A 25,316-nucleotide genomic window follows, 5' to 3' on the forward strand; every position below is an offset into this window, starting at 1 on the left:
TCGCGGCGATGATCACGGCGCCCGTGACGACGACCCCGATGAGTATGCGGTGCGTGCGTGTCAGCTGCATCGCGGCCACCCGCGATCCCCTCCCGTTTATGAATCTGGCGGGCACAGCCTGGCACATGCGTTCGGAGCCCGTCCCTCCGGGGAGGGAAGGGCTCCGTCAACGGAACGGGGTCGCGGTCTACTTGTTGGCCGACTTGTACGGGGTCGCGCTCTACTTGTTGGCCGACGCGACCGAGGCCACGGCCTCCTTCGCGGCCTTCACCGCGTCCTTGGTCAGGTCCTCGGCGGAGGGGCTCTTCGCGCCCGCGTAGCCGGTGCCGTTGTAGGTGAGGGTGACCACGGCGTTCTCCGTGCGGGTCACGATCGTCGCGTAGGTGAAGTCCTCGTCGGTCTTCGTCAGCTCGTAGTTGACGACCGTGGCGACCGTGCCGACGCCGGGAACGGAGGAGGACTTGACGTTCTTGGCCTTCTCCGTGGCCTTCGCCTTCGCGACCTCCTTGGCGTAGTTCTGGTCGGCGCGCTGCTCGCCGCTCAGGCCCAGGGCCTCCTCGGAGTCGTAGCGGAGGAAGGAGACGTCGAGCCAGCGGTACTGGGAGCCCTTCACGCCGTTGTCGTCCAGGCCGTTCCAGGAGCAGCTGCCGCGGCTGGCGGTGTCGCTGGACTTGCCGCTCGAGCCGGCCTTCGACTCGGGGACGAGGTCCTTGACCGTGTCCGAGGAGATCGACTTGCAGGGGTCGGGGAGCTTGACGAGCTTCGCGGGAGCGACGGACGGCGACTTCTTCGCCTGCGGGGAGGTGGAGCTCCCGGAGGACGAGGAGGACGAGTCGGAGCTCGTCTTCTTGTCGCTGTCGGAGCCCGAGTCCGAAGAGCAGCCGGCGACGACGAGCATCACCGGGACGGCTGCGCAGGCGAGTATGCGGGTGAGTCGCGGGGCTGAACGGTGCATGGTTCCTTCAGTCCGATTCGTCGAATCGTCGGTCGGTTGTCTCTTTTGTCTGTTTGGCCGCCGTTGTGAGTGGCTGCCATGTCTGGCGCTGGACTTGTCGTACCGCTCCGACACCGTACGCGGACCGGGCGGGTCCGCGAATGTGTCCCGGAATACGTACAGGAGGGCCCGGACGCCTCAGTCGTCGAAGTCGCCGACCAGTCCGCGGGCCAGACTCTGCGCCTTTTCCTGCAGTTCCCTGCTGTCGGGGGCCTCGGTGATGCTGGCCGGCTGCTCGGCGTACTCGATCGTCACGATCACGTTCGATGTGCGGAACACCACGCTCACGGTCCGCCGCTCGGCGGTCGAGCCCGACCGCGCGAGCACGTCGTCGAGGAACGCGGCGTCGCCGAGATCGTCGAGCAGGCGCGGCTCGAGGCCGTCGGGCGTGCCGGTCCCCGACCCGGACGGTGTGGTGCCGCCGACCGGGGGCTGGCCGGGGGCGGAGCCGGAGGGCGGGGGCGACGACGAGGGCGAGGAGGCGGAGGGAGCGGAGGCGTCGGAGGCATTGGGGGAGGCGGGCGTGGACTGCTTGCCCTTCTCGTCCCGGGGGGTGACGGCCGTCGGCAGCGAGGCGGCGATCTGCTTCTTCGCGAAGACCTCCTGTGCGCGGTCGTCGTCGCTGATGGCCGCGTCGTACGAGACGACCCGCTCGAAGTCCAACCGGAGCTGGTGGGAGGCGTCCGGGGCGTCGGCCTTCCAGCTGCAGCCGACGCGGCGGTCGGTGTCGTACGTGACGTCGGCGGTGCCGCGGTACGCCTTCTGCTGCGCCTCCTCGGGGAGGTCGGCGGCGCCGGGCAGCAGATCCTTGAGGGCGGAGAGCTCGACGGCGCCGCAGGGCTCGGGGAGGTTGCGGTACTTGCCGGGCGGCGCGACGGAGGTCTTGGGGCCGCCGGCCTTGGAGTCGGTGGCGGAGCCCTCGGTGCCGTCGCCGGAGGTGCAGCCGGCGACGAGCGCCGCGACAAGCGCCACGAGGCCGGGTGCGTACGCCCTTCGTTGCACGGTCCCAGGCTCCCTTCGAGCGGAAAAGTGGTTGCCGCCCTGCTGCGGCGGGTGGACACAATGTGTATCGCACGCACTGCTGTGGATGCCGGTCCGTCGAGGCTTTTACGGATGCTGGTTCCGGCATTTGCGCTTTGAGGCTTTTTCGGGGGAATAGAGGAAATATGTCGTACGTAGAGGTACCGGGAGCGAAGGTCCCCATCCGGATGTGGACGGACCCCTCGACGGTCGACGGCGGCGCGATGCAGCAGCTGCAGAACGTGGCCACACTGCCGTGGATCAAGGGCCTGGCCGTGATGCCGGACGTCCACTACGGCAAGGGCGCGACGGTCGGCTCGGTGATCGCGATGAGCGGCGCGGTCTGTCCGGCGGCGGTGGGCGTGGACATCGGCTGCGGCATGTCGGCGGTGAAGTCGTCGCTGACGGCGAACGACCTGCCGGAGGACCTGTCGCGGCTGCGGTCGAAGATCGAGCGGGCGATTCCGGTGGGGCGCGGGATGCACCGGGACGAGGTGGACCCCGGGCGGCTGTTCCAGTTCCCGACGGCGGGGTGGGACGACTTCTGGTCGCGCTTCGACGGGATCGCGGAGTCGGTCAAATTCCGTCATGAGCGGGCTCAGAAGCAGATGGGGACGCTCGGAAGCGGCAACCACTTCATCGAGTTCTGTCTCGACGAGACGGGTGCGGTGTGGCTGATGCTGCACTCCGGCTCGCGGAACATCGGCAAGGAGCTGGCCGAGTACCACATCGGCCAGGCACAGAAGCTGCCGCACAACCAGGGCCTCGTCGACCGGGACCTGGCCGTGTTCGTCGCGGACACCCCGCAGATGGCGGCGTACCGGAACGATCTCTTCTGGGCGCAGGAGTACGCGAAGTACAACCGCGCGATCATGATGGCGCTGTTCCAGGAGGTCGTCCGGCGGGAGTTCCGCAAGGCGAAGGCGACCTTCGACCCGGTCATCTCCTGCCACCACAACTACGTGGCGGAGGAGCGGTACGAGGGCATGGACCTGCTGGTCACCCGCAAGGGCGCGATCCGCGCGGGCGGCGGCGACTTCGGCATCATCCCGGGCTCGATGGGCACGGGCTCGTACATCGTGAAGGGCCTGGGCAACGAGAAGTCGTTCAACTCGGCCTCGCACGGGGCGGGCCGGAAGATGAGCCGCTCGGCGGCGAAGCGGACGTTCTCGACGAAGGACCTGGAGGAGCAGACACGGGGCGTGGAGTGCCGCAAGGACTCCGGTGTCGTGGACGAGATCCCGGGCGCGTACAAGCGGATCGAGACGGTGATCGAACAGCAGCGGGACCTGGTCGAGGTGGTGGCGAAGCTGAAGCAGGTCATCTGTGTGAAGGGGTGAGATCAGATCTTCGCCTGATCGACCTGTGCTGGTGAGTGAAGGCCCCGGACTCGAGGAGTCCGGGGCCTTCGGCGTCGCATCGCCCCTGCACGGGCCGTGGAGCTGCGGTCTGCGGGTTCGTGGCGGTTACTTCGGGTCGCGCTTGAAGGAGGCGGTCGACCAGCGGTAGCCCAGTGCGGCCAGGGCGATGGACCAGGCGATCGCGAGCCATCCGTTGTGGCCGATCTCGGTGCCGAGCAGGAGGCCGCGGAGGGTCTCGATGGCCGGGGTGAAGGGCTGGTACTCGGCGATGGGCTGGAACCAGCCCGGCATCGCGTGGATCGGGGTGAAGGCGCTGGAGACGAGGGGGAGCAGGATCAGGGGCAGGGCGCTGTTGCTGGCGGCCTCGGCGTTGGGGCTGGCGGTGCCCATGCCGACCGCGATCCAGGTGAGCGCGAGGGCGAAGAGCGCGAGGAGTCCGAAGGCGGCGAGCCATTCCAGGGCGGTGGCGTTCGTGGAGCGGAAGCCGATGGCGACGGCGACCGCGCCGACGAGGAGCACGCTGGCGATCGACTGCAGGACGCTGCCGAGGACGTGGCCTACGAGCACGGAGCCGCGGTGGATCGCCATGGTGCGGAAGCGGGCGATGATCCCCTCGGACATGTCGGTGGCGACGGAGACGGCGGCGCCGATGACGGTGCTGCCGACGGTCATCAGCAGGATGCCGGGGACCACGTAGGCGATGTAGTCGGAGCGGTCCGCGCCGCCGCCGGCGATGCCGGCGCTCATCGTGTCGCCGAAGACGTACACGAACAGCAGGAGCAGCATGACCGGGGTGAGCAGCAGGTTCAGGGTGAGGGAGGGGTAGCGCTTGGCGTGCAGGAGGTTGCGGCGCAGCATCGTGGTCGAGTCGCGCACGGCGAGGGAGAGGGCGCTCATCGGACGGTCTCCTTGGACTGGCCGCTCTGGGCAGGGACGCTGGTGCTGGTGAGGGCGAAGAACACGTCGTCGAGGTCGGGGGTGTGGACGGTCAGCTCGTCCGCCTCGATCCCGGCCGCGTCGAGCCAGTCCAGGACAGAGCGCAGCTCGCGCTGGCTGCCGTCGCTGGGGAGGTGCAGGGACAGCTGCTCGTCGTCCCGGGAGGCCTCGCCCAGGGCGGCGGCGGCGCGCTGGTAGGCGGTCGGGTCGGAGAAGCGGAGGCGGACGTGTCCGGCGGGGACGAGTCGTTTGAGCTCGTCGGCGGTGCCCTCGGCGGCGATCCGGCCGTCGTTGAGGACGGCGATCCGGTCGGCGAGCTGGTCGGCCTCCTCCAGGTACTGGGTGGTGAGGAAGACGGTGACGCCGCCGGCGACGAGTTCGCGGATGATCTGCCACATGTTGTGGCGGGAGCGCGGGTCCAGGCCGGTGGTCGGCTCGTCGAGGAAGATGATCCTCGGGTCCCCGACCAGCGTCATCGCGATGTCCAGGCGGCGGCGCATGCCGCCGGAGTAGCTGGCGGCGGGCTTCTTCGCCGCATCCACGAGGTCGAAGCGCTCCAGCAGCTCGGCGGCGACCCGCCGCCCCTCGCTCTTGGGCAGGTGGTGCAGGTCTGCCATGAGGAGCATGTTCTCCTCACCGGTGATCAGGCCGTCGACGGCGGAGAACTGGCCGGTGACGCCGATCGCGGATCGGACCGCCTGGGGGTCGGCGGCCAGGTCGTGGCCGCCGACGTGCAGCTCGCCGGCGTCCGCGGCGACGAGCGTGGAGAGGATCTTGACCGCGGTGGTCTTGCCCGCGCCGTTCGGGCCGAGCAGCGAGAAGACCGTGCCTTCGGGGACGGTCAGGTCGACGCCGTCGAGCACGACCTTGTCGCCGTAGGACTTGCGCAGCCCGTACGCCGCGATGGCCAAGCTGGTCATGAGGAATGCTCCTTCGAGAAGCTGCGGGCGGAGACTGCGGGCCTAGAGACTGCGGGCGGTGACGTTGCCGTAGGCGGTGGTGGCGTGGATGGTCAGGCCGTCGGCGCCGTCGGCGCCGTCGGTGTTCTTGAGCGCGTTGTGGATCCGGCCGTAGGAGGTGCCGGCGTCCAGGGAGGCGGAGACCCCGGCGGCGGCGCCGACCGAGATCTCGCCGTACTCGGTGCGCAGGGTGACCGCGCCCCGCGTGGCCTCGGCGATGTGGAGGTCGCCCTTCTGCGTGCCGATCTCCGCGGGGCCGCCCAGGCGGCCGACCGAGACGTCGCCGGCCTGGAGGGTGAGACGCGCGCTCGCGGCCTCGTCGATGGCGACCTCGCTCAGCGCGCCCTCGAAGACGACGTCGCCGAGCTGTCCGACGCCCCGGAACTCGCTGGCGGCCGCCTTCGCCTCGATGCGGGAGCCGGCGGGCAGGTGGACGGTGACCTCGACGGATCCGGAGTCGCCGAGGATCCGGCTCTTCGCGGTCGGGGCCTCGATCCGCAGGGCGCCGTCGACGAATGCGACCTCGATCTGCTCCGACGCCTTCACGTCGCGGCCCTTGGAGGCGTCCGCGGGAGCGACCTCGACCGTGGTGTCGGCGCGGTCGGCGGCGATGAACTGGATGCGTCCCGCGGGGATGTCGAGGACGGCGGTGATCGGGGCGGGGGTGTCGAACTTCTGCATTGTTCTTTCCTTCGGCTCGTCGTTTCTGACAACGCAAACGCTACGTTGCGTTCAAGGAAGTGGCAATGTTGGCGTTGCGCATGAACCGTAAAGATGCAGCTCAGAGCCTAGAAATCGTTGCAACGGATGTGCATTCAATGCAACGGTGAGTGCTCGTTCGTTGCAATGTATTGAAGGTGAACGCTACGTCGGAGGCGCGAAGGGCGCGCAAAGGCGGGTTCGTTCGCCGGGGATCAGATTTTGATGTCCGTCTATGTTGACAGTCGTCTATGCAGGTGGCAGCCTCGGTTCTATATCGACTGTTGTCGATATAGAACGCAGCAAGGGAGACCGTCATGTCCCGTGTCCAGCTAGCCCTGCGCGTCGCCGACCTCGAGGGATCGATCGCGTTCTACTCCCGGCTCTTCGGCGTCGAGCCCGCCAAGCTCCGCCCCGGGTACGCGAACTTCGCCGTCGCCGAGCCCCCGCTCAAGCTGGTCCTCATCGAGGGCGTGGCCGGCGAGGACACCCGGCTGGACCACCTCGGCGTCGAGGTCGAGTCCACCGAACAGGTCGGCGCGGCCGCCGACCGCCTGAAGGAGGCCGGCCTCGCGACCGTCGAGGAGAACGACACGTCCTGTTGCTACGCCCTCCAGGACAAGGTCTGGGTGACCGGCCCCGGCGCGGAGCCCTGGGAGGTGTACGTCGTCAAGGCCGATGTCGATGTCGACGTCGATGCCGATGCCTGCGCCGCCCCCGACGCCGCGGCGGGATGTGCGTGCGGCGCCGGTTGACCGGCCTGGTCTACCGGTCGACTGACCGGCCTGGTCTACCCGCTGTCAGAGCTCGCGGTGGACCTTGGAGTTGGAGGCCTGGGCGCGGGGGCGGACCACCAGGAGGTCGATGTTGACGTGCGGGGGGCGGGTGACGGCCCAGGTGATCGTGTCCGCCACGTCGTCCGCCGTCAGCGGCTCGGCCACGCCCGCGTACACCTTCGCCGCCTTCTCCTCGTCGCCGCGGAAGCGGGTCGTGGCGAACTCCTCGGTCCGCACCATGCCCGGGGCGACCTCGATCACGCGGACCGGCGTGCCGACGATCTCCAGGCGGAGGGTCTCGGCGAGCACGCGCGCGCCGTTCTTGGCCGCGACATAGCCCGCGCCGCCCTCGTACGTCGCGTGGCCGGCGGTCGAGGAGAGGATCACGACCGTGCCGTCGCCGCTCGCGGTGAGGGCGGGGAGCAGCGCCTGGGTGGTGTGGAGCGCGCCGATGACGTTGACCTCGTACATCTGCCGCCAGTCGGCCGGGTCGCCGGTGGCCACGGGGTCCGCGCCCAGGGCGCCGCCCGCGTTGTTCACCAGGACGTCGCAGCGGTCCAGGGACGCGGCGAACGCGTCGACCGCCGCGCGGTCGGTGACGTCGAGGGCGTACGCCGTCGCCTGGCGGCCCGCCTCGGCGAGCTCGGCGGCGAGCGCCTCGATCCGGTCCTTGCGGCGGGCCGTGAGGACGACGCGGTACCCGGCGGCGGCGAGCTGCCGTGCGGTGGCCGCGCCGATGCCGCTGCTGGCTCCGGTGATGACGGCTACGGGGGTGCCGGCGTCGGTCATGTCATGGCTCCTCGCGCGTGTGATCGATATGCGGCCAGGATAGGGCCGCGCGGAGGCCGCCGGGCTCGCGGGGCGTACGGGATGGCAGAGGCCCTCGGCCGCGCGGGGCGTACGTGATCGCAGACGTCACCGGCCGCGCGGCGCAAGGGTCACCGGCCGCGCGGGGCGTACGGGCTGGCAGGGGTCACCGGCCGCGCGGGACGTACATGATCACTGCCATGCCCGCCAGGCAGATCAGCGCGCCGATCACGTCCCAGCGGTCGGGCCGGTAGCCGTCGGCCACCATGCCCCAGGCGATCGAGCCGGCCACGAAGACCCCGCCGTACGCGGCCAGGATGCGGCCGAACTCCCCCTCCGGCTGGAGCGTGGCGACGAACCCGTACGCACCGAGGGCGATCACGCCCGCGCCGATCCAGATCCAGCCCCGGTGCTCCTTGAACCCCTGCCAGACCAGCCACGCGCCGCCGATCTCGAAGAGCGCGGCCACGACGAACAGTGCGACGGAACGGGCGATGAGCATGAGTCGCAGCGTGCCATGCGCGGAGCCGCGCAAGGAGCGGGGGACGCGCCCAGGGTGAGGGGTAATCAGTAATAAATACATACAAAAGGGTATCTTCTGATCATGGGCGTGATGCGCAAGGCGCTGCTGGCGGTACTCGCCGCGGTGGTGATGGTGGTCGGCGTCGGCGCGAGCGCCGGTGCGGGGGACCGGGTGATCGCCCCGGAGGCCGACGTGGCGCACCATGGTCATGTCTCCCTGGCGAGCGGGCGGCTCGGGGTCTCGCTCGCGAGCGCGAGCCATGGTCCGGCGAGCCTTGCGAACGCGACCGTACGACTGGAGTTCTCCGCGCCGCTCGCCGGCGCGCAGGCGCTGCCCGGCAGCTGTCTGTGGGGCGGGGACCAGGTGGTCCTGTGCGGAACGGGCCCGCTGCGGGCGGGCGGGGCCGCCCGGCGGGTCGTCCTCGACCTGCGGGCGGTGGGCCTGCCGGAGGAGGCGGTCGTACGGATCAGCACGCTCTGGAACGGCGGCACGACCGACCGGAACGTCGCGAACAACGAGCACCGTGTGGTGGCGCCGGCGACGGGGGATCGGTACGTGTTCTGACGGGTGTCGAGGTGGTTTGGCGGGGGTGGCGGGCGCGGGTGCATTCTCGGGCGGTGGGCGTGGCAGATACGGGTGCCTTGTCGGCGGGGTGGGCGACACTGGGTGGGTGATCGTCGAACGCGCGTACGCCCACCTCTCCTCCTACGACGCGGGCGAGTGGCCCTGGTCGGTGCCCTGCGTCCGGCAGCTCCTGGACGAGGGGCTGCACTTCACCGCGCCCGTGACCTTCCTCGTCGGCGAGAACGGCTCCGGCAAGTCGACCCTCGTCGAAGCCCTCGCCGAGGGCTTCGGCCTCGACTCCTACGGCGGCTCGCACGACTGGCGCTACGCCTCGCACCGCGGCAAGTCCGCACTCGGCGAGCGCGTACGGTTCGAGGCCGCGCCCCGGGGGCGGCGGATGGCCACCAGCTGGTCGGCGCGCAAGGGCTTCTTCCTGAGGGCCGAGACCGCGCTGGACGCGCTGGACCGGGAGGGGTTCGCTCCGGACTCGGTCAGCCACGGCGAAGGCTTCCTCGCGGCGTTCCGGGGGAAGTTCCTCCAGACCGGGCTCTATGTGATGGACGAGCCCGAGGCGGCGCTCTCCTTCTCCTCCTGCCTGGAGCTGATCGGCCACATGGACCAGCTGGCGAAGAAGGGCGGCCAGGTCATCTGCGCCACCCACTCCCCGCTGCTGACCGCCCTGCCCGGCGCGGACATCGTCGAGGTGGGCGAGCACGGCATGCGGCGCGTCGCGTGGCGCGAGCTCGCGGTCGTCGACCACTGGCGCAGATACCTCGCCGATCCGCAGGCCTATCTGCGCCACATCGTCGACTAGCGGTCGGCGATCACTACCGGTCGGCAGTCAGCGACTAGGGCCCGGGCGGCTCGCGAGCCTCCGGGTCCCGCGCCGTCCGCGACGTACGATATCTGCATGGCGCAGAAGAACATGGCGCAGAAGAACACGGCAGAGCGCAGCGCGCTGATGGGCCAGCTGGCCAGCGCGTCGCGCCTCTACATGGCTTCGTACGCCCTCTTCAACCAGGCTCTCGCCGATCATCTGTCGCTCCACCCCACCGATCTCCAGTGCCTGAACCTGCTCTCGCTGGAGCGGGGTCCCGTCACCACCGGGCGCGTCGCCGAGCTGACCGGGCTCACCACCGGGTCGGCGACGCGGCTCGTCGACCGGCTGGAGCGGGCGGGCTACGTCACGCGCGAGCGCGACACCGCGGACCGGCGGCGGGTGCTGGTGACGCTGGTGCCGGAGCGGATAGCGGAGTTCGGCGCGGTGTGGGCCAAGCTGAACGGCGCGTGGTACGAGATGTTCGACGCGTACAGCGACGACGAGATCGCCCTGCTCACCGCGCATATGCGGCGAACGGTGGAGCTCAGCGCGGCGCAGGTCGAGCGGCTGCGCAGCGGAGAACTCTGAGCGGCGGAGGCCTTTGAGCGGCGGAGGCCTCTGAGCGGTGCCGGGCCAGCCCTCGGCCAGCCCTAGCGCCGCCTCCGCCCCGGCGCCCCCGCCTCAGGCCGCCGCGCCGCCGAACTCCCGCAGCGCGTCCTCGACGATCGCCTCCAGGCGGGCGTGGTGCGCACCGCGCCAGTACACCCGCTCGCACGCCGTGCACTGCGCGAACACGTCGTACGAGCGCTGCGTCCCCTGCTCCAGCTGCGCCTGCACCGAGTCCTTGTCGGCCTCGGCCAGCGTGCCGTTGCACGCCGTGCAGCGGGTCCAGGGGGCCAGCGCCGGGGCGAAGCGCGCCAGTACGTCCCGCAGTTGGTCCTCCGGCCGGTCGCTGTAGACGTACGCCCCCGCCCAGATCTCCCGCCTGCGCAGCAGCCCTCGGTCGCGGGAGAGCAGCACCCGCTGCTCCTTCGCGGAGAGCGTGGCCAGGGCGGGGTCGCCGATGTCCTCGTTCTCGTACGCGGCGTCGACGCCCAGCAGCCGCAGCCGTCGTGCGAGCGTGCCGAGGTGGACGTCGAGGAGGAAGCGGAGCGGGGCGCCCGGCACCCGCTGCGGCCGCTCCACGCCGAGCACCTCGACGAACTCGCCCGCGCGGGGGATGTGGGAGACGGCGACCTGACGGCCGTCGACCACGAGCCGGCCCGCCTCGGTGAGGGGGACGCCGAGGGACTCGACGACATGGCCGAGCGTCGACGAGCCGTCGGTGACCACGGTGCTACGCCCTGCGCGGTGCTCGGACGCTACGAAGAGGTGCAGCTCAGGGGCGAAATTGAAGGAGATCTCCGGTCCGTTCACAGCGTCAGCATGTCATCGGGCGGCACACGACAGCCAGCGGCTTTACGGACGGCGCGGGGCCTAGGCTTGGAAGACGGCGGGGGGCCTAGGCCTGGAACGCGGCGGCGTTCTCCCGTGCCCACTCGGCGAACATACGGGCAGGGCGGCCGACGAGCTCCTCGACGGTACGGGTGAGCGGGACGGGCGAACCGTCCGTCGAGGCCCAGTAGTCGAGCAGCCCCTCGGCGAACGCGTCGGGCAGATAGGCGCGTACGGACTCCTTCCATCCCTCGCGCGTCACGGCGTTGAAGGGCATCGGCCGGCCTGTCGCGTCCTCCAGGATCGCGATCTGCTCGGCGAAGGTGAGGGACTCCGGGCCGGTCAGGTGGTACGACGCGCCGCGCAGCCACGGCTGGGTGAGGACCGCGAGCGCGGCCTCGGCGATGTCCCGCTCGTCGATGGGGTCGCCGTGACTGTCCGGGTAGGGAAGGTCGATGCCGCCCGTGGACGCGAGCGCCCAGCGCCACTGGAGCGCGTTGCCCGCGAACGCGCCGGGCTGCAGCACGGTCGTCTGGACGGCCGCGTCCGCCAGTGCCTGCTCGACCGTCAGATGGGAGGCGGCGACCGGGTTGTCGGCGGCGCCGGGGTCGAGGACCGAGCTGGAGGAGAGCAGCACGATGTGCTGCACGCCCGCATTCTCGGCCGCTGCGAGGAACGCGCCGATCTGGGCGGGCTCGGCGTAGAGGAAGACCGAGTCGATGGAGTCGAGCGCGGCAGGGAAGTCCGCGGGGTCGTCGAGCGCGCACTTGACGGTGGCGACCTCTGGGGGCGGGCTGAGTTTTTCGGGGCTGGCGGAGGCGGCGCGGACGGCGATCCCCGCCTCGTGGAGAAGGGCGATGAGGGTGGTGGCGACCTTGCCGCGGCTGCCGGTGACGAGGACGGTCATATCGGTGGTTCCTTAAGGAGAGAAGGCCTGCAGGGCAGGTTTGCGTGGCGCAATATCTGCGCGACGCAGGTAAATATCGCGAAAGAGGGCCCGCGCGTCAAGCGTGTTTCCGCGGGCCCTCTGTGCCGCTCTGTCTCCTGCCCTGCTCCGTCTGCCCTGTCTGCTCTGCCTGTTCTGCTGGGCCTACTGCACGACGCGGAAGTGCGTGGTGATCGGGCCGCCGCCCTCGCCCAGCACATGGAACGCGACGCCGGGCGGGGCGACCCGGTCCGTCAGCGTGTCGCCGCTCTCCCAGGGGAGGCGCAGCGTCGAGACCACGCCCGGGGCCACCAGCAGCGGCCGGCCCGCGAAGGTCGTCGCGCCGGCCGTGTGCGCATGGCCGGTCAGGACGGCCGGGACGTTGGTCCGCCCGGCCAGCACCTCCGCGAGCCGGTCGGCGTTGGTCAGGTTGGTCGAGTCGAGGTACGGGTGGTGGATGACCGCCGGCGGGTGGTGGAAGGCGGGCAGCGCCGGGGTGTCTCCGAGCTCGTCGAGCGTGCGCGTCAGCCATTCGATCGTCTCGTCGTCGAACCGTCCCGCGTCGTCGCCGGGGATCGTCGAGTCGCAGAGCAGCAGGGCGTAACCGCCCACGTGGTGAACCCGGTTGACGGCCCGGCCGCTGTCGCCCTCGCCCTCGCCCTCGCCGAGCAGCGCCTTGCGGTAGGCGGACCGGTCGTCGTGGTTCCCCGGGCAGGTGAAGAACGGCGCGTCCAGGCGCGCCAGCAGCTCGGCCGCCTCGGCGTACTCGGCGGGTGCGCCGTGGTCCGCGATGTCTCCCGTGACCAGGACGGCATCGGGCTGCCTGCTCAGGGAGTTCAGATACGCCACGGTCCGTACGGCCCGGTCCGTCGCCCGCTCCGTGCCGTCCAGATGCAGATCGCTGATGTGTGCGAGCAGCACGCGAAACCCCCTCCGTCGCGACTAATGGTTGAGTCACCCTAATCCATTAGTTGACGGTCGAGGGCTGGGTTACCGTGTCCTTATGAAGATCATTGACCTGGAGCCGGGCGACCCCCGACTGGTGAGCGACCTGCTGCCCGTCCTCCTCGAGCTGCGCCCGCATCTGACCGAGGACGCCTTCCGCGATGTGTACGAGAAGGGGTACGGCCAGGGCCTGCGCTTCACCGCCGTGTACGCCCCCGAGGGCCAGTGCGTGGGCGCGGCCGGGTGGCGCATCGTCGACAACACCAGCCAGATACGGAAGCTGTACGTGGACGACCTGGTGACCGCCGCGAGCGCGCGCTCCACCGGGGTCGGCCGTCATCTCCTCGCCTACCTCGAGGAGCGCGCCCGCGAGGCCGGCTGTCTGCATCTCAACCTGGACTCGGGCACGCACCGCACGGAGGCCCACCGCTTCTACTTCCGCGAGCGGATGTCGGTCGTCGCGTTCAACTTCGACAAGCCGCTCGACGCCTGAGGTCTGGCGATTGAGGCCTGAGACCTGACGGCTCAAGACGCTCCCAGGGCAGGCGGCGGGGTCACGCCTCCGGGCGCAGGTCCAGCCGCCAGTCGTTGGACCGCAGAGGGTTGCCGGCCGGGAACTCGAAGTCGCACTCGCCCATCAGCTCGAAGCCCGCCTTCCTGCACACCGTGTTGGACGGGCCGTTCGCCACGGACGGGAAGGCGTGCAGATAGCGGTGCTTGTGCTCCGCGCGCGCCGCCTCGACGACGGCGAGGGTGCCGGACGTCGCGATGCCGCGCCTCTGGAAGCCGGGCAGGACGCTCCACCCCGTCTCGTACACCTGCTCGCCGGACCACGTCTGCTCCCAGAAGCCGACCGAGCCCGCGGCCTCGCCGGTCTCCTCCAGGACTATGCGGAACATCCGCCCCCGCCCGGTGCGGTCGGCGCTCAGGTCGACATAGCGCTGGTGGCGCGTGATGAGCTGCTCCTCCGACTCAGGGCCGCCCAGATGGGCCATCAGCTCCGGCGCGTTCGAAGCGCGGAGGAGCTCGAAGTCGTCCTCGGACCAGGGCTCGATGCGTACTGCGGATGCTTTGGACTCCATGTCACGCACTGTAGGCCGTGGGTCTGACAACGGAACGCGGCCGGACGAGCGGCGTCATCGAGTCGGGTGCCATCACGGGGTCACCCGGCCGGCGTCACGGGGGCGACGGCCGCGAGTACGCGGTCGGCGGCACGCCCACCGTCGCCGTGAAGTCCCGTGCGAGGTGCGCCTGATCGCTATAGCCGAGCTCGTTCGCCAGCTCCGCCCAGTCCACCTCGCCGCCGCCCTCCTCCGCGCGCTCCAGCGCCTCGTGGATGCGGTAGCGCAGGATGACCCACTTCGGTCCGACGCCGACGTACGCGGCGAACAGGCGCTGCAGCGAGCGCGCCGAGACGCCCTCGGCGTCGGCGAGCTCGGCGACCTGCCGGATCGTACGGTCCGTGCGCACCAGGTCGACGAGCTCCATAGCGCGCACGGCCTGCGGATCGGCCGCCGGCGCCAGCCCCAGCAGGAACTCGTCCAGCGCCGCGACCCGGTCGTCCTCCGCGTCCGGCTCCAGGACGCGGGCCGCGGCGGCGGCCCCTCGGGGCAGGACGTCCTGGACCGGCAGCCGCTGCCCGGTCCAGTCGGAGACCGGCCGGTCCGGGGCGAACGGGCGGAAGCCCCCGGGCCGGAACTGGACCCCGCACACCCGCCCCCGCCCCTCCAGCTTCTGCGTGAACAGCGAGAGCCCGATGCCTGCGACCTCGCCCCACGCGGGCTCGTCGCCGTACTGCTGGAAGACCACGTTCACGGACGGGTGCGGCACGACATGGGAGGCGTACGGCTCGGCCAGGTCCCAGTCGATGAGCCAGTAGTGCTCGAGGAACGGACGCAGCGGCGCGGCCGCCTCGCGGCGGCGGAAACGGACGCGCGCGAAGAGCTCCTGGGCGTCGACGATGCCCCTGGTGTCACGACGAGGGCCTGCCATGATCCGGATCCTATGCGCCGGAATGCCTGGTCGGCCATGGTCGGCCTTGGCCGGCCGGTGCTCCGGCGGGCCGCGCTGTCGCGTTTCTTCAAGACGCCGAGGCGTCCTGTGCCTACGGTCGAGGCATGACGAACACCAGCCACACCCTCAGCGAGCTGCTCGAAGCGGCGGCGGAGCACGCCGTACCGGTGGTGCGCGGCATCGGCGACGGGCAGCTGGACGATCCGACGCCGTGCGCGGAGTACGACGTGCGCGGCCTGACGAACCACCTCATCCAGGTGGTGATCAACTTCCAGGCCATGGCGGCCAAGCAGGACACCGACTTCTCCGCCATCCCGGACTACATCGGCGAGGGCGGCGACTGGCGCGCCCGCTTCGCCGCCGAGACCGACGCACTGGTCACGGCATGGTCGGCGCCCGGGGCCGAGGAGGGCACGACGGGGTCCATGGGCATGCCGGCCAGGACGCTCGGCGAGATGGCCCTGGGCGATCTGACCGTGCACGCGTGGGATCTGGCCCGCGCGACCGGCCAGGAGTTCGCCCCGGCGCCGCTCGCGGTCGGCGAGGTCCTGCGGTCGTTCGAGAAGCTGGCGCCTATGGCGCGCAAGATGGGGGCGTTCGGCGAGGAGGTCCCGCTCGCGGACGCGGCGTCCGCCTCGGACTTCGACCGTCTGCTGGCCCTCACGGGTCGGGACCCGAGCTGGCGCCCGTAGTCCTCACGGGCGGGGACCCGAGCTGGTGCCCGTAGTCCTCACGCCCCTTAGTCCTCACGCCCTGCCCCCTGGTCGGCCGCCCTGCCTGCGCGCCTGTCGGCTTAGCCACCCCCGGCGCTCGCGCTGGTAGCGCCGCTCGAAGACGGCCTGCGCATCGCGCCGGTCGCGGTAGGCGCGGTACTCCCTCTCGCCCCGGCTCCCGGCACTGCCGTCCGCGCGACGCCCATAGCGGACCTGCGCGAAGACGAGCACGGCCGCGGCCAGCCACAGGACGGGCTCCACGAATCCGAAGCCCATGAGGGCGACGAGGGTGATGACTAAGAGGGGATTCACGGTGCGCCTCCGTGCGTCGGCGGAACATCCACGCCGCCACGGTCCGGGCCGCGGGCACCAAACTAGTCCCGCCCCCGCTTCTAGGTGAAGACGCGCGCACGGCTTCACCAGGGAGGAGCGCGAATGGGCGCGGGGGCGAGGGGGAGGGTGCTCGGCGGTGCTCCGAGCCCCCGACATCTGCTCTTACAAAGCAGATGTCGGGGGATGCCACCCCCGCAGGCGCGGCGAGCACATCCCGGCCGAGGCGCTCAGCACGGGGCTGAAGGGATCACCCCCGCCTACGCGGGGAGCAGTTGTCTGGATGGCTGAGCGGTCAGCCATCCCAGCGGCCACCCCCGCCGCGCAGGGAGGGCCGTCGTACCCGAGATCGCACGTGATCCGCGAGCGGGTGTACGCGCGTCGGCGTCACCGTGGTCCGGGCAGGGGAGCGGCGTGCCGATGCGCGGCAAGATCCCACACGCCCCCGTGCCGAGAGCCGTCCAAGACCGCCCCCGCAGGCGCGGGGAGCACAGGGCCTTCGCCGTGTCCGCCCGTACCGCGACGGGGACCACACCCGCGTACGCGCGGAGCCGCATGCCGTGGGATCACCCCCGCCGCCGGCCGGCCCGAACCAGCAGCCGACCAAGGCCCGCCCCCGCCCCCGTACACACGAGGCGCACCCAGCAGCCCCGCCAGGGCACCGCGCCCCTCGTCACCTCACGGCCACACCAAGCAGTACGGCTGGTGGCCCGCCTCGTGGAGACGATGGCTGAAATCTTGCCATTCGTGCAGCAGCTGGTACACGTTGAACGCGTCCCTCGGCCCGCCCCGGTCCGGGACCGTCGACCAGATGAAGGCCGCCGCGCCCACCGATTCCTCGCCGATGCCGCGCAGCGGGTCCACCACCGTCATCGGGAGCTTCACCACCGCGTAGTCCGGGTGCAGCACCACCAGCTCCAGCGGCGGGACCTTGTTCAGCGGCATGCCCTGGATGCCCGTGAGCACCATCGCCGCTATCGTCTCCGGCTTGATCTTGGTGAACATGCCGCCCATGCCGAGCTCGTCGCCGCCCAGCTCCTCCGGGCGCATCGAGATCGGCACTCGGGCGGCCGTGGCCCCGTCGGGCGCGCCGAAGTACTTGTAGGTCACCCCCACTCGGCCGCTCCTGCCCATGGGCTCGTCCCCGTCCGCGTCTCCGCGTCGCAGGTTCCTCGCGTCCGCGTCGCCGCCTCGCCGGTGTCTTCCCCGCCGGGCAGGCTCAGGACCCAGGTCGTCGGTCCCCTCGCCCAGTCCGCCACCGCGATGCATATCTCCACCCGACCACTCGCAGCCCCCGCCGCGCAACCCGATCATCGTGACAGTGACCTCCCCCACGAACCGGCTATGAAACACCAGTCCGCGAGAACGTCGGAGCCTCTGACAACATGGATTCCGTGAGCCTTCCCTATGACGCCTTAGTTTCGCAGACGCCAGGGCGCTGACGCCCTTTCGTAATACGAGGAGACAGCCCGCCCCGCTCACCGGTGGCCGAGATCTTCTGCCCCGGCTGCCCCGACCCCGATTCGCAGATCAGGACCAAAGTGTCGTATTCATACGAAGCCCCAGTTTCGCAGGCGCTTTTCGACCGGGCCTCCGTCGTGACGCCCGGCGGCGTGAACTCTCCCGTACGGGCCTTCCGGGCCGTGGGCGGCACGCCCAGGTTCATGGTGTCCGGCGCCGGCCCGTATCTCACCGACGCCGACGGGCGCGAGTACGTCGACCTCGTCTGCTCGTGGGGGCCGATGATCCTCGGCCACTCCCACCCGGCCGTCATCGAGGCCGTGCAGGCCGCCGTCGCGCGCGGCACGTCCTTCGGCACGCCCGGCGAGGGCGAGGTCGCGCTCGCCGAGGAGATCGTGGCCAGGGTCGCGCCCGTCGAGCAGGTCCGGCTCGTCTCCAGCGGCACCGAGGCGACCATGTCCGCGATCCGGCTGGCCCGCGGGTTCACCGGCCGGGCGAAGGTCGTGAAGTTCGCCGGCTGCTACCACGGCCACGTCGACGCGCTGCTGGCCGCCGCCGGCTCGGGCGTCGCGACCTTCGGGCTGCCCGACACCCCGGGCGTGACCGGCGCGCAGGCCGGCGACACGATCGTCCTGCCGTACAACGACATCGAGGCCGTACACGAGGCCTTCCGCGCGCACCCCGGCGAGATCGCCTGTGTGATCACCGAGGCGTCGCCGGGCAACATGGGCGTCGTGCCGCCGCTGCCGGGGTTCAACGCGGGCCTGAAGGCGGCCTGCGCGGAGAACGGCGCGCTGTACATCTCCGACGAGGTCATGACCGGCTTCCGCACCTCCAAGGCCGGCTGGTACGGCGTCGACGGCGTCGAGCCCGACCTGCTGACCTTCGGCAAGGTCATGGGCGGCGGCTTCCCGGCCGCGGCCTTCGGCGGGCGCGGCGACGTCATGGCGCACCTCGCCCCGGCCGGCCCCGTCTACCAGGCGGGCACCCTCTCCGGGAACCCGGTGGCGACCGCCGCGGGCCTCGCGCAGCTGCGGCTGCTCGACGACGCCGCGTACGAGAAGGTCGACGCGGTGTCCCGGCAGATCCAGGGCCTGGTCGCCGACGCGCTCGCCAAGGAGGGCGTCGCGCACCGGCTGCAGACCGCGAGCAACATGTTCTCCGTCTTCTTCACCGCGCAGGACGTGCGCGACTACGAGGACGCGAAGAACCAGGAGGCGTTCCGCTTCAACGCCTTCTTCCACTCGATGCTCGCCGACGGCGTGTACCTGCCGCCGTCCGCCTTCGAGTCCTGGTTCGTCTCCACCGCCCACGACGAGCGGGCGATCGAGCGGATCGCCGCCGCCCTGCCCGCCGCCGCCCGCGCCGCCGCGGAGGCCGCCGCATGAGCACCTCGATCGACAACGAGATCACCGTCGTCCATCTGGTGCGGCACGGAGAGGTCGAGAACCCCGACGGCGTGCTCTACGGCCGTCGCTCCGGCTACCACCTGTCCGAGCTGGGCCGGCAGATGGCCGACCGGGTCGCCGAGCATCTCGCGGAGCGCGACGTCACCCATGTCGTCGCCTCCCCGCTGGAGCGCGCCCAGGAGACCGCGACGCCGATCGCCAAGAGCCACAGCCTGACCCTCGACACCGACGAGCGGCTGATCGAGGCGGGCAACGTCTTCGAGGGCAAGACCTTCGGCGTCGGCGACGGCGCGCTGCGCAAGCCGGGCAACTGGAAGCATCTGACCAACCCCTTCCGCCCGTCCTGGGGCGAGCCCTACGTCGACCAGGTCGTACGGATGATGGGCGCGCTGGGCGCGGCGCGCGATGCGGCCCGTGGGCACGAGGCGGTCTGCGTCAGCCATCAGCTGCCGATCTGGATCGTGCGGAGCTTCGTCGAGCGCCGCCGCCTCTGGCACGACCCGCGCCGGCGGCAGTGCACGCTGGCCTCGCTGACCACCTTCACCTATCAGGGCGACAAGATCGTCTCGGTCGGGTACTCCGAGCCGGCCCGTGATCTCGTTCCGGCGCATCTGCTCGCCGGGGCGAAGCCCGTGAAGGGCAAGAGCAAGGCGTTCGGCGCTTAGCAAGGCGTTCGCCGCTCAGCGAGAGATTCGGCGCACCTGGTCCGCTGCCCGGCGCCGGCCGGCCGCTGGCGCCTGGTCCGTCGGCCGGCCGCCGGCTCCCGGGCCGCTGCTCGTGCGCCGCGCCGCGGTATGCGAAGGACCGCGCGCTGGACTTCGCCGTAGGCCTCGACCCGGACTTCGCCTGTGTGCGCGCAGGCGAAGTCCGGGCGCGGTCACCGAATCGTCCTGACCGGGTAACAGAGCGCCCGTCAGACGCTCGTGGCGAGAACAAGCAACCTGTTTTCGGAACCCCCGCCGGTCCGCCCGCATCTATCCCGATGCCGATGTGGTCCTGATTCTCTGGGCCAGCGAGAGCGCGGATGGGGACGAAGATGCGCGACATCAGTCGAAGGAGTCTGCTCGGAGCGGGACTTGGAGCCGCGGCGGCGATGACGGTCGCCGGCTGCGGATCGTCCGACAAGGGCGGAGACGGCGGCTCCGGAGCGGACCGGGGCAAGAACGGCAAAGACGGCAAGGGCGGAGACGGCTCCGGGAAGGTCGAGGGCCGGGCCATCGGGGACGGCTCCACGTCCGACACCGGAAAGCAGCCGAACCAGCCGTCCAAGCCCGTTCCCCTCGAGCCGGGCCAGACCCCGCCGCAATTCGTGATCTTCTCCTGGGACGGCGCGGGAGAGGTCGGCAACGGCCTGTTCCCGCGATTCCTCGAACTCGCGAAGAACCACGACGCGGCGATGACCTTCTTCCTCTCCGGGATCTATGTGCTCCCCGAGTCGAAGAAGACCCTCTACCGTCCGCCCAACAACGGCATCGGCGCCTCCGACATCGGCTATCTCACCGACGACCACATCAAGGACACGCTGAAGCACGTACGCCAGGCGTGGCTCGACGGCCATGAGATAGGCACCCACTTCAACGGGCACTTCTGCGCCGGCTCCGGCTCGGTGGGCAACTGGTCCTCCGCCGACTGGCAGAACGAGATCGACCAGGCTGTGTCCTTCGTCACCCAGTGGCGTACGAACAGCGGCTGGAAGGACGTCGAGCCGCTGCCCTTCGACTACCGCAAGGAGCTCGTCGGCGGCCGCACCCCCTGTCTGCTCGGCCAGGAGAACCTGCTGCCCACCGCCAAGAAGCTGGGCTGGCGCTACGACGCCAGCTCGCCCGGCGGCCTGCAGCAGTGGCCCGACAAGAAGCTCGGCATGTGGAACCTGCCGCTTCAGCAGATACCTTTCCCCGGGCACTCCTTCGAGGTGCTCTCGATGGACTACAACATCCTCGCCAACCAGTCGAAGAATTCGACCAAGGGCATGCCCGAGCGCTACCCCGGGTGGAAGAAGCAGGCCACCGAGGCGTATCTCAAGGGCTTCCAGCGGGCGTACGACACCAATCGCGCGCCGTTCTTCATAGGCAACCACTTCGAGCAGTGGAACGGCGGCATCTACATGGACGCCGTCGAGGACGCGGTGAAGGGCATGGCCGGCAAGAAGGACGTACGGCTGGTCTCCTTCCGGCAGTTCTGCGACTGGCTCGACGTGCAGGACCCGCAGGTGCTCGCCAAGCTCCGCACCCTCGGCGTCGGCCAGGCGCCCGCCGGCGGCTGGAACGCATTCTTTAAGGCCTCTTGACAAGGGGCTATCCGGGCGTCGAGGGGGGCGTCGAAGATCCCTGGAACGGCCATGCGAAACTTTTCACATGAGCCTTAGCCGTGCCCCCCGCACTGCCCTCCCGGCCGCCCTGGCCGTCGCCGGAGCACTCGCTCTGACGGCCTGCTCAGGCAATGGAATGTCCGGCGGCGGCGGTGACACCAACTTCGTCACCGACACCGGCGGCATCTCCACCGCGGCCAAGGGGGAGCGCGCGGCGCCGTACGAGATCGCCGGCGAGACCCTCGACGGCAAGCATCTCGACATCGCCGACCTCAAGGGCAAGGTCGTCGTGATGAACGTATGGGGATCATGGTGCCCGCCCTGCCGCGCCGAGGCCCCGCATTTCTCCAAGGTCGCCAAGGAGACCAAGGACAAGGGCGTGGAGTTCGTCGGGATCAATACCCGCGACCCCAACAAGGGCCCGGCGCTCGCCTTCGAGAAGGACTACGGAATCGAGTATCCGAGCCTGTACGACACGGCGGGCAAGCTGATCGTCAACGGCTTCCCCCGCGGCAGCCTCAATCCGCAGGCCATCCCCTCCACGATCGTGCTCGACCGCGAGGGGAAGATCGCGGCCCGCTCGCTCAAGGCGCTCGACGCCGCGGAACTCCGCAAGATCATCGACCCGTTGATCGCGGAGAAGTGATCCTGTGCAGTCTCTCGCCGCGGCGGCCGGCGCGTCCGGCACGCCCCTGCACTCGCTCGCCGCGTCCGGCACGCCTCTGGACGCGCTCGCCGCGTCCGGCGCGGCGCACGACCTCGCGGCAGCCGGCGTGAACGACACCGTCCTCGGCGGAGCGCTGCTGCTCGCCCTGCCCCTCGCCGTCCTCGGCGGCCTGGTCTCCTTCTTCTCGCCCTGCGTGCTGCCGCTCGTTCCCGGCTACCTCTCGTACGTCACCGGGGTCAGCGGCACCGATCTGGCCGAGGCCCGGCGGGGCCGGATGGTCGCCGGCGCCTCGCTGTTCGTCCTCGGGTTCACCGTCGTGTTCGTCTCCGGCGGCGCGCTCTTCGGATACTTCGGCCACACGCTCCAGGGCCAGAGGGAGATCCTCTCCAAGATCCTCGGCGTATTGATGATCTTGATGGGCGTCCTGTTCCTGGGGCTGATGCCCTGGCTCACCCAACGGGAGTTCCGTCTCCACAAGCGGCCGGTGACCGGGCTGACGGGCGCCCCGCTGCTGGGCGCGCTCTTCGGCATCGGCTGGACGCCGTGCATCGGGCCGACGCTCTCGTCGATCCAGTTCCTCGCCGCCAACGAGGCGAGCGCCGGCCGGGGGGCCATACTGACGGTCGCGTACTGCATCGGCCTGGGCCTGCCCTTCGTCCTGGCGGCCGTGGCCTTCCGCAAGGCGCTCGGCGCCTTCAGCTGGGTCAAGCGCCACTACGCCTGGGTGATGCGGATCGGCGGCGGCATGATGATCGCGACCGGTCTGCTGCTGCTGACCGGGGCGTGGGACAGCCTGGTGCAGGAGATGCAGGTCTGGACCAACGGCTTCACGGTGGGGATCTAGTTCTAATGAGCAACACAGAGACCGAAGAGCAGGAGCGCAAGGACGGGGCCGAGCTCGGCGCCGCCGGCGCCCAGCTCTCCACCGCCCCCCGCGAGGAGCCCCTCGGCGGACCCACCCTCTCCGTCGTGGGCTGGATCCGCTGGTTCTGGCGGCAGCTGACCTCCATGCGGGTCGCGCTGATCCTCCTCTTCCTGCTCTCCCTGGGCGCGATCCCCGGCTCGCTCATCCCGCAGAACAGCGTGGACGAGCTGAAGGTGCAGGCCTTCAAGGAGCGGCACGAGTCCCTCGCGCCGCTCTACGAGAAGCTCCAGTTCTTCGACGTCTACAGCTCGGTGTGGTTCTCGGCGATCTACATCCTGCTGTTCGTCTCCCTCATCGGCTGCATCGTGCCGCGCAGCTGGCAGTTCGTCGGCCAGCTCCGCGGCCGTCCGCCGCGCGCGCCAGGACGGCTCACCCGGCTGCCCGCGTACGCGACCTGGCGCACCGAGGCCGAGCCCGAGCAGGTCCGCGAGGCCGCGCTCGCGATGCTCAAGCGGCGCCGCTTCCGCGCCCACACCGTCGGCGACGCGGTCGCCGCGGAGAAGGGCTATCTGCGCGAGGCCGGCAATCTGCTCTTCCACATCGCGCTGATCGTGATGCTGCTGGCCTTCGCCGCCGGCCAGCTCTTCAAGTCGGAGGGCGGCAAGCTGGTCATGGAGGGCGACGGCTTCTCCAACACCCTCACCCAGTACGACGACTTCAAGTCCGGCTCGATGTTCGGCACGGACGAGCTGACGCCGTTCTCCTTCAAGCTGGACGACTTCCGGGGCACGTACCAGAAGGACGGGCCCCAGCGCGGCACGCCCCGCACCTTCGAGGCGGGCGTCACCTGGTCAAAGGGCCGCGGCCCGGACCAGAAGTCCGTCATCGAGGTGAACAAGCCCCTCGTGGTCGACGGCACCAAGGTCTATCTGCTGGCGCACGGGTACGCGCCCGTCGTCACCGTCCGGGACGGCCGGGGCGAGGTCGTCTTCAGCGGCGCGGTGCCGCTGCTGCCGATCGACAACAACATCACCTCGACCGGCGCGATCAAGGTGATGGACGGCTACCGCGACAAGAGGGGCAAGAAGGAGCAGCTGGGCTTCCAGGCCTTCTTCGTGCCGACGTTCGCGGGCGCGGGCAACGGCGATATGTTCTCGCAGTTCCCCGGCCTGGAGTTCCCCGTGCTGGCGGTCACCGGCTACCACGGCAGCCTCGGCGTCGACGCGGGCCTGCCGCAGAACGTGTACCAGCTCGACCTGCGCAAGATGAAGCAGTTCAAGGGCGACAAGCACGAGATCCTCAAGGGGCGGCTGCTGCCCGGCGAGAAGCTGACGCTGCCCGACGGCGCGGGCTCCATCACCTTCGAGAAGGAAGTGAAGGAGTGGGCGAGCTTCAAGATCTCGCAGCAGCCCGGCGACGGCTGGGCGCTCGCCGGCGCGATCGGCGCCATCGCCGGACTCGTCGGCTCGCTGTTCATCCAGCGCCGCCGCGTCTGGGTCCGGGCGGTACGGGGGAAGGACGGCGTCACCGTCGTCGAGATGGCGGGGCTGGGCCGCAGCGAGTCGGCCAAGCTCCCCGAGGAGCTGGCCGAGCTGGCCGCCGTGCTCCATTCCGAGGCGCCGAGCGCGCCTGAACCAGTCGATTCCGACGATTTCGTCGATCCCGTCGATGTGTCTGCCGAAGGGGCTGAGAAGTGACTCTCGCCGCCGCAACCAACGAGAACCTGGCGGAGATCAGCAATGTGCTGGTCTATTCGTCGATGGCCGTGTACACCCTGGCCTTCTTCGCGCACATGGCGGAGTGGCTCTTCGGCAGCCGCAGCAAGGTGGCCCGCACCGCGGCGGCGCTCACTCCCGCCGCCGCGCCCGCCGCCCCCAAGGTCCAGGTCAAGACGGGCGGCGGGACGGCGGTGCTGGAGCGGCCGAAGGTCGTGACCCGCTCCGCCGGCGGCGGCCCGGAGGTCCCCGACGGCCCCGGCGCGCACGGCGGCACCGAGAAGGGCGATCTGTACGGCCGGATCGCGGTCTCCCTGACCACCCTGGCGTTCCTGCTGGAGGCGGCGGGCGTTATCGCCCGCGCCCTGTCGGTGCAGCGGGCGCCGTGGGGCAACATGTACGAGTTCTCCACCACGTTCTCGACGGTCGTCGTCGGCGTGTACCTGGCGCTGCTGCTCGCCAAGAAGAACGTCCGCTGGGCCGGCCTGCCGCTGGTCACGACGGTTCTCCTGGACCTCGGCTTCGCCGTCACCGTGCTGTACACCGAGAGCGACCAGCTGGTGCCCGCCCTCGACTCGTACTGGCTGTGGATCCACGTCTCCACCGCCATCTTCTGCGGCGCGGTCTTCTACCTCGGCGCGGTCGGCGCCGTGCTGTACCTGTTCCGGGACGCGTACGAGAGCAAGCTCGCCCGCGGCGACAAGCCCGGCCGCTTCGCCACATCCGTGCTGGAGCGGCTGCCCTCGTCGGCGAGCCTCGACAAGTTCTCCTACCGGGTCAACGCGGCCGTCTTCCCGCTGTGGACCTTCACGATCATCGCGGGCGCGATCTGGGCCGGCGACGCGTGGGGCCGTTACTGGGGCTGGGACGCCAAGGAGGTCTGGTCGTTCATCACCTGGGTCGCCTACGCCGCCTACCTCCACGCCCGCGCCACCGCCGGCTGGAAGGGCCGCAAGGCCGCGTACATCGCGCTCGTCGCGTTCCTGTGCTTCCTGTGGAACTACTACGGCGTGAACATGTTCGTGAACAGCCTGCACTCCTACGCCGGGGTCTGAGGCCGTACGGAGCCCTT

General features: G+C 70.4%; 28 protein-coding genes. 14 read left to right on the forward strand and 14 right to left on the reverse strand.

What is annotated here, in order from left to right:
* Positions 1-220 precede the first annotated feature (220 nt).
* Together AB0M39_RS27105 and AB0M39_RS27110 are read right to left on the reverse strand one after the other, a co-directional pair.
* Positions 221-955 (reverse strand): DUF3558 domain-containing protein, encoded by a 735-nt coding sequence (locus AB0M39_RS27105; protein ID WP_365368522.1) that lies wholly within the window; start codon positions 953-955, stop codon positions 221-223.
* Between the two features lie 177 nt (positions 956-1,132).
* Complete coding sequence (locus tag AB0M39_RS27110) at positions 1,133-1,996, reverse strand: DUF3558 domain-containing protein (RefSeq protein ID WP_365368523.1); 864 nt, start codon at positions 1,994-1,996, stop codon at positions 1,133-1,135.
* 164 nt (positions 1,997-2,160) lie between these two features.
* Between AB0M39_RS27110 and AB0M39_RS27115 the strand changes: the two genes are divergently transcribed.
* Positions 2,161-3,354 (forward strand): RtcB family protein, encoded by a 1,194-nt coding sequence (locus tag AB0M39_RS27115; protein WP_365368524.1) that lies wholly within the window; start codon positions 2,161-2,163, stop codon positions 3,352-3,354.
* A 126-nt stretch (positions 3,355-3,480) separates the two neighbouring features.
* On the opposite strand, the gene AB0M39_RS27120 is transcribed toward AB0M39_RS27115, so the two are convergent.
* From AB0M39_RS27120 to AB0M39_RS27130, 3 genes are read right to left on the reverse strand one after another with little or no spacing between them, the layout of a single operon-like run.
* Complete coding sequence (locus AB0M39_RS27120; RefSeq protein ID WP_365368525.1) at positions 3,481-4,272, reverse strand: ABC transporter permease; 792 nt, start codon at positions 4,270-4,272, stop codon at positions 3,481-3,483.
* On the reverse strand, positions 4,269-5,231 hold the full coding sequence (locus AB0M39_RS27125; RefSeq protein WP_365368526.1) for an ATP-binding cassette domain-containing protein: 963 nt from the start codon (positions 5,229-5,231) through the stop codon (positions 4,269-4,271). Before AB0M39_RS27125 ends, AB0M39_RS27120 begins: the two co-directional genes overlap by 4 nt.
* Positions 5,232-5,273: 42 nt before the next feature.
* A complete protein-coding gene (locus tag AB0M39_RS27130) occupies positions 5,274-5,951 on the reverse strand; it encodes a DUF4097 family beta strand repeat-containing protein (protein ID WP_365368527.1) in 678 nt (225 codons plus the stop codon).
* A gap of 335 nt (positions 5,952-6,286) precedes the next feature.
* On the opposite strand from AB0M39_RS27130, the gene AB0M39_RS27135 reads away from it, so the two are divergent.
* Positions 6,287-6,724, forward strand: coding sequence for an ArsI/CadI family heavy metal resistance metalloenzyme (locus tag AB0M39_RS27135; protein ID WP_365368528.1), 438 nt, complete (start codon positions 6,287-6,289; stop codon positions 6,722-6,724).
* A 45-nt stretch (positions 6,725-6,769) separates the two neighbouring features.
* Here AB0M39_RS27135 and AB0M39_RS27140 read toward each other — a convergent pair whose 3' ends face one another.
* Both AB0M39_RS27140 and AB0M39_RS27145 read right to left on the reverse strand, forming a co-directional pair.
* Positions 6,770-7,534, reverse strand: a complete 765-nt coding sequence (locus AB0M39_RS27140; RefSeq protein ID WP_365368529.1) for an SDR family NAD(P)-dependent oxidoreductase — start codon at positions 7,532-7,534, stop codon at positions 6,770-6,772.
* Between the two features lie 184 nt (positions 7,535-7,718).
* Positions 7,719-8,054, reverse strand: coding sequence for a YnfA family protein (locus tag AB0M39_RS27145; RefSeq protein WP_365368530.1), 336 nt, complete (start codon positions 8,052-8,054; stop codon positions 7,719-7,721).
* A 102-nt stretch (positions 8,055-8,156) separates the two neighbouring features.
* Between AB0M39_RS27145 and AB0M39_RS27150 the strand changes: the two genes are divergently transcribed.
* From AB0M39_RS27150 to AB0M39_RS27160, 3 genes are all read left to right on the forward strand, one after another.
* Positions 8,157-8,639, forward strand: a complete 483-nt coding sequence (locus AB0M39_RS27150) for a hypothetical protein (protein WP_365368531.1) — start codon at positions 8,157-8,159, stop codon at positions 8,637-8,639.
* A 106-nt stretch (positions 8,640-8,745) separates the two neighbouring features.
* Positions 8,746-9,453 (forward strand): AAA family ATPase, encoded by a 708-nt coding sequence (locus tag AB0M39_RS27155; RefSeq protein ID WP_365368532.1) that lies wholly within the window; start codon positions 8,746-8,748, stop codon positions 9,451-9,453.
* Positions 9,454-9,549: 96 nt separating this feature from the next.
* The gene (locus AB0M39_RS27160) at positions 9,550-10,047 is read left to right on the forward strand and encodes a MarR family transcriptional regulator (RefSeq protein ID WP_365368533.1); all 498 of its coding nucleotides are present in this window, start codon (positions 9,550-9,552) and stop codon (positions 10,045-10,047) included.
* A gap of 93 nt (positions 10,048-10,140) precedes the next feature.
* Here the strand turns inward: AB0M39_RS27160 and AB0M39_RS27165 are convergent, their stop codons facing one another.
* From AB0M39_RS27165 to AB0M39_RS27175, 3 genes are all read right to left on the reverse strand, one after another.
* Positions 10,141-10,875 carry a Mut7-C RNAse domain-containing protein gene (locus AB0M39_RS27165; RefSeq protein ID WP_365368534.1) on the reverse strand — a complete coding sequence of 245 codons (735 nt, stop codon included), beginning with the start codon at positions 10,873-10,875 and terminating at the stop codon, positions 10,141-10,143.
* Between the two features lie 85 nt (positions 10,876-10,960).
* Positions 10,961-11,800 carry an NAD(P)H-binding protein gene (locus AB0M39_RS27170; RefSeq protein ID WP_365368536.1) on the reverse strand — a complete coding sequence of 280 codons (840 nt, stop codon included), beginning with the start codon at positions 11,798-11,800 and terminating at the stop codon, positions 10,961-10,963.
* 183 nt (positions 11,801-11,983) lie between these two features.
* Positions 11,984-12,739, reverse strand: a complete 756-nt coding sequence (locus tag AB0M39_RS27175) for a metallophosphoesterase (RefSeq protein WP_365368537.1) — start codon at positions 12,737-12,739, stop codon at positions 11,984-11,986.
* Between the two features lie 82 nt (positions 12,740-12,821).
* Between AB0M39_RS27175 and AB0M39_RS27180 the strand changes: the two genes are divergently transcribed.
* Positions 12,822-13,256 (forward strand): GNAT family N-acetyltransferase, encoded by a 435-nt coding sequence (locus AB0M39_RS27180; protein ID WP_365368538.1) that lies wholly within the window; start codon positions 12,822-12,824, stop codon positions 13,254-13,256.
* A gap of 61 nt (positions 13,257-13,317) precedes the next feature.
* Here the strand turns inward: AB0M39_RS27180 and AB0M39_RS27185 are convergent, their stop codons facing one another.
* Together AB0M39_RS27185 and AB0M39_RS27190 are read right to left on the reverse strand one after the other, a co-directional pair.
* The gene (locus AB0M39_RS27185) at positions 13,318-13,845 is read right to left on the reverse strand and encodes a GNAT family N-acetyltransferase (protein WP_365368539.1); all 528 of its coding nucleotides are present in this window, start codon (positions 13,843-13,845) and stop codon (positions 13,318-13,320) included.
* A gap of 94 nt (positions 13,846-13,939) precedes the next feature.
* Positions 13,940-14,755 (reverse strand): helix-turn-helix transcriptional regulator, encoded by an 816-nt coding sequence (locus AB0M39_RS27190; RefSeq protein ID WP_365368541.1) that lies wholly within the window; start codon positions 14,753-14,755, stop codon positions 13,940-13,942.
* A 125-nt stretch (positions 14,756-14,880) separates the two neighbouring features.
* Here AB0M39_RS27190 and AB0M39_RS27195 point away from each other — a divergent pair, with 125 nt between their 5' ends.
* A complete protein-coding gene (locus AB0M39_RS27195; RefSeq protein WP_365368542.1) occupies positions 14,881-15,468 on the forward strand; it encodes a TIGR03086 family metal-binding protein in 588 nt (195 codons plus the stop codon).
* Between the two features lie 54 nt (positions 15,469-15,522).
* Here AB0M39_RS27195 and AB0M39_RS27200 read toward each other — a convergent pair whose 3' ends face one another.
* Together AB0M39_RS27200 and AB0M39_RS27205 are read right to left on the reverse strand one after the other, a co-directional pair.
* Entirely contained in the window at positions 15,523-15,801 is a 279-nt protein-coding gene (locus AB0M39_RS27200) for a hypothetical protein (RefSeq protein WP_365368544.1), read from the reverse strand.
* 696 nt (positions 15,802-16,497) lie between these two features.
* The gene (locus tag AB0M39_RS27205) at positions 16,498-17,088 is read right to left on the reverse strand and encodes a hypothetical protein (RefSeq protein ID WP_365368545.1); all 591 of its coding nucleotides are present in this window, start codon (positions 17,086-17,088) and stop codon (positions 16,498-16,500) included.
* Between the two features lie 272 nt (positions 17,089-17,360).
* Between AB0M39_RS27205 and hemL the strand changes: the two genes are divergently transcribed.
* The 7 genes from hemL to ccsB all read left to right on the forward strand — a co-directional run bounded on the left by hemL (position 17,361) and on the right by ccsB (position 25,299).
* Complete coding sequence (gene hemL / locus AB0M39_RS27210) at positions 17,361-18,668, forward strand: glutamate-1-semialdehyde 2,1-aminomutase (protein ID WP_365368575.1); 1,308 nt, start codon at positions 17,361-17,363, stop codon at positions 18,666-18,668.
* Positions 18,665-19,354, forward strand: coding sequence for a histidine phosphatase family protein (locus tag AB0M39_RS27215; protein ID WP_365368546.1), 690 nt, complete (start codon positions 18,665-18,667; stop codon positions 19,352-19,354). The genes hemL and AB0M39_RS27215 overlap by 4 nt, the downstream gene beginning before the upstream one ends.
* Positions 19,355-19,725: 371 nt before the next feature.
* Positions 19,726-20,976 carry a hypothetical protein gene (locus tag AB0M39_RS27220; protein ID WP_365368547.1) on the forward strand — a complete coding sequence of 417 codons (1,251 nt, stop codon included), beginning with the start codon at positions 19,726-19,728 and terminating at the stop codon, positions 20,974-20,976.
* A 67-nt stretch (positions 20,977-21,043) separates the two neighbouring features.
* On the forward strand, positions 21,044-21,643 hold the full coding sequence (locus tag AB0M39_RS27225) for a TlpA disulfide reductase family protein (RefSeq protein WP_365368548.1): 600 nt from the start codon (positions 21,044-21,046) through the stop codon (positions 21,641-21,643).
* 76 nt (positions 21,644-21,719) lie between these two features.
* The gene (locus AB0M39_RS27230; protein ID WP_365368576.1) at positions 21,720-22,508 is read left to right on the forward strand and encodes a cytochrome c biogenesis protein CcdA; all 789 of its coding nucleotides are present in this window, start codon (positions 21,720-21,722) and stop codon (positions 22,506-22,508) included.
* Between the two features lie 5 nt (positions 22,509-22,513).
* Entirely contained in the window at positions 22,514-24,226 is a 1,713-nt protein-coding gene (locus AB0M39_RS27235) for a cytochrome c biogenesis protein ResB (protein ID WP_365368549.1), read from the forward strand.
* Positions 24,223-25,299, forward strand: a complete 1,077-nt coding sequence (gene ccsB / locus AB0M39_RS27240) for a c-type cytochrome biogenesis protein CcsB (protein ID WP_365368550.1) — start codon at positions 24,223-24,225, stop codon at positions 25,297-25,299. Before AB0M39_RS27235 ends, ccsB begins: the two co-directional genes overlap by 4 nt.
* The last annotated feature ends 17 nt before the right edge of the window (positions 25,300-25,316 follow it).

The sequence above is a fragment of the Streptomyces sp. NPDC051907 genome, assembly GCF_040681075.1.
In the GTDB taxonomy this organism is placed as follows: domain Bacteria; phylum Actinomycetota; class Actinomycetes; order Streptomycetales; family Streptomycetaceae; genus Streptomyces.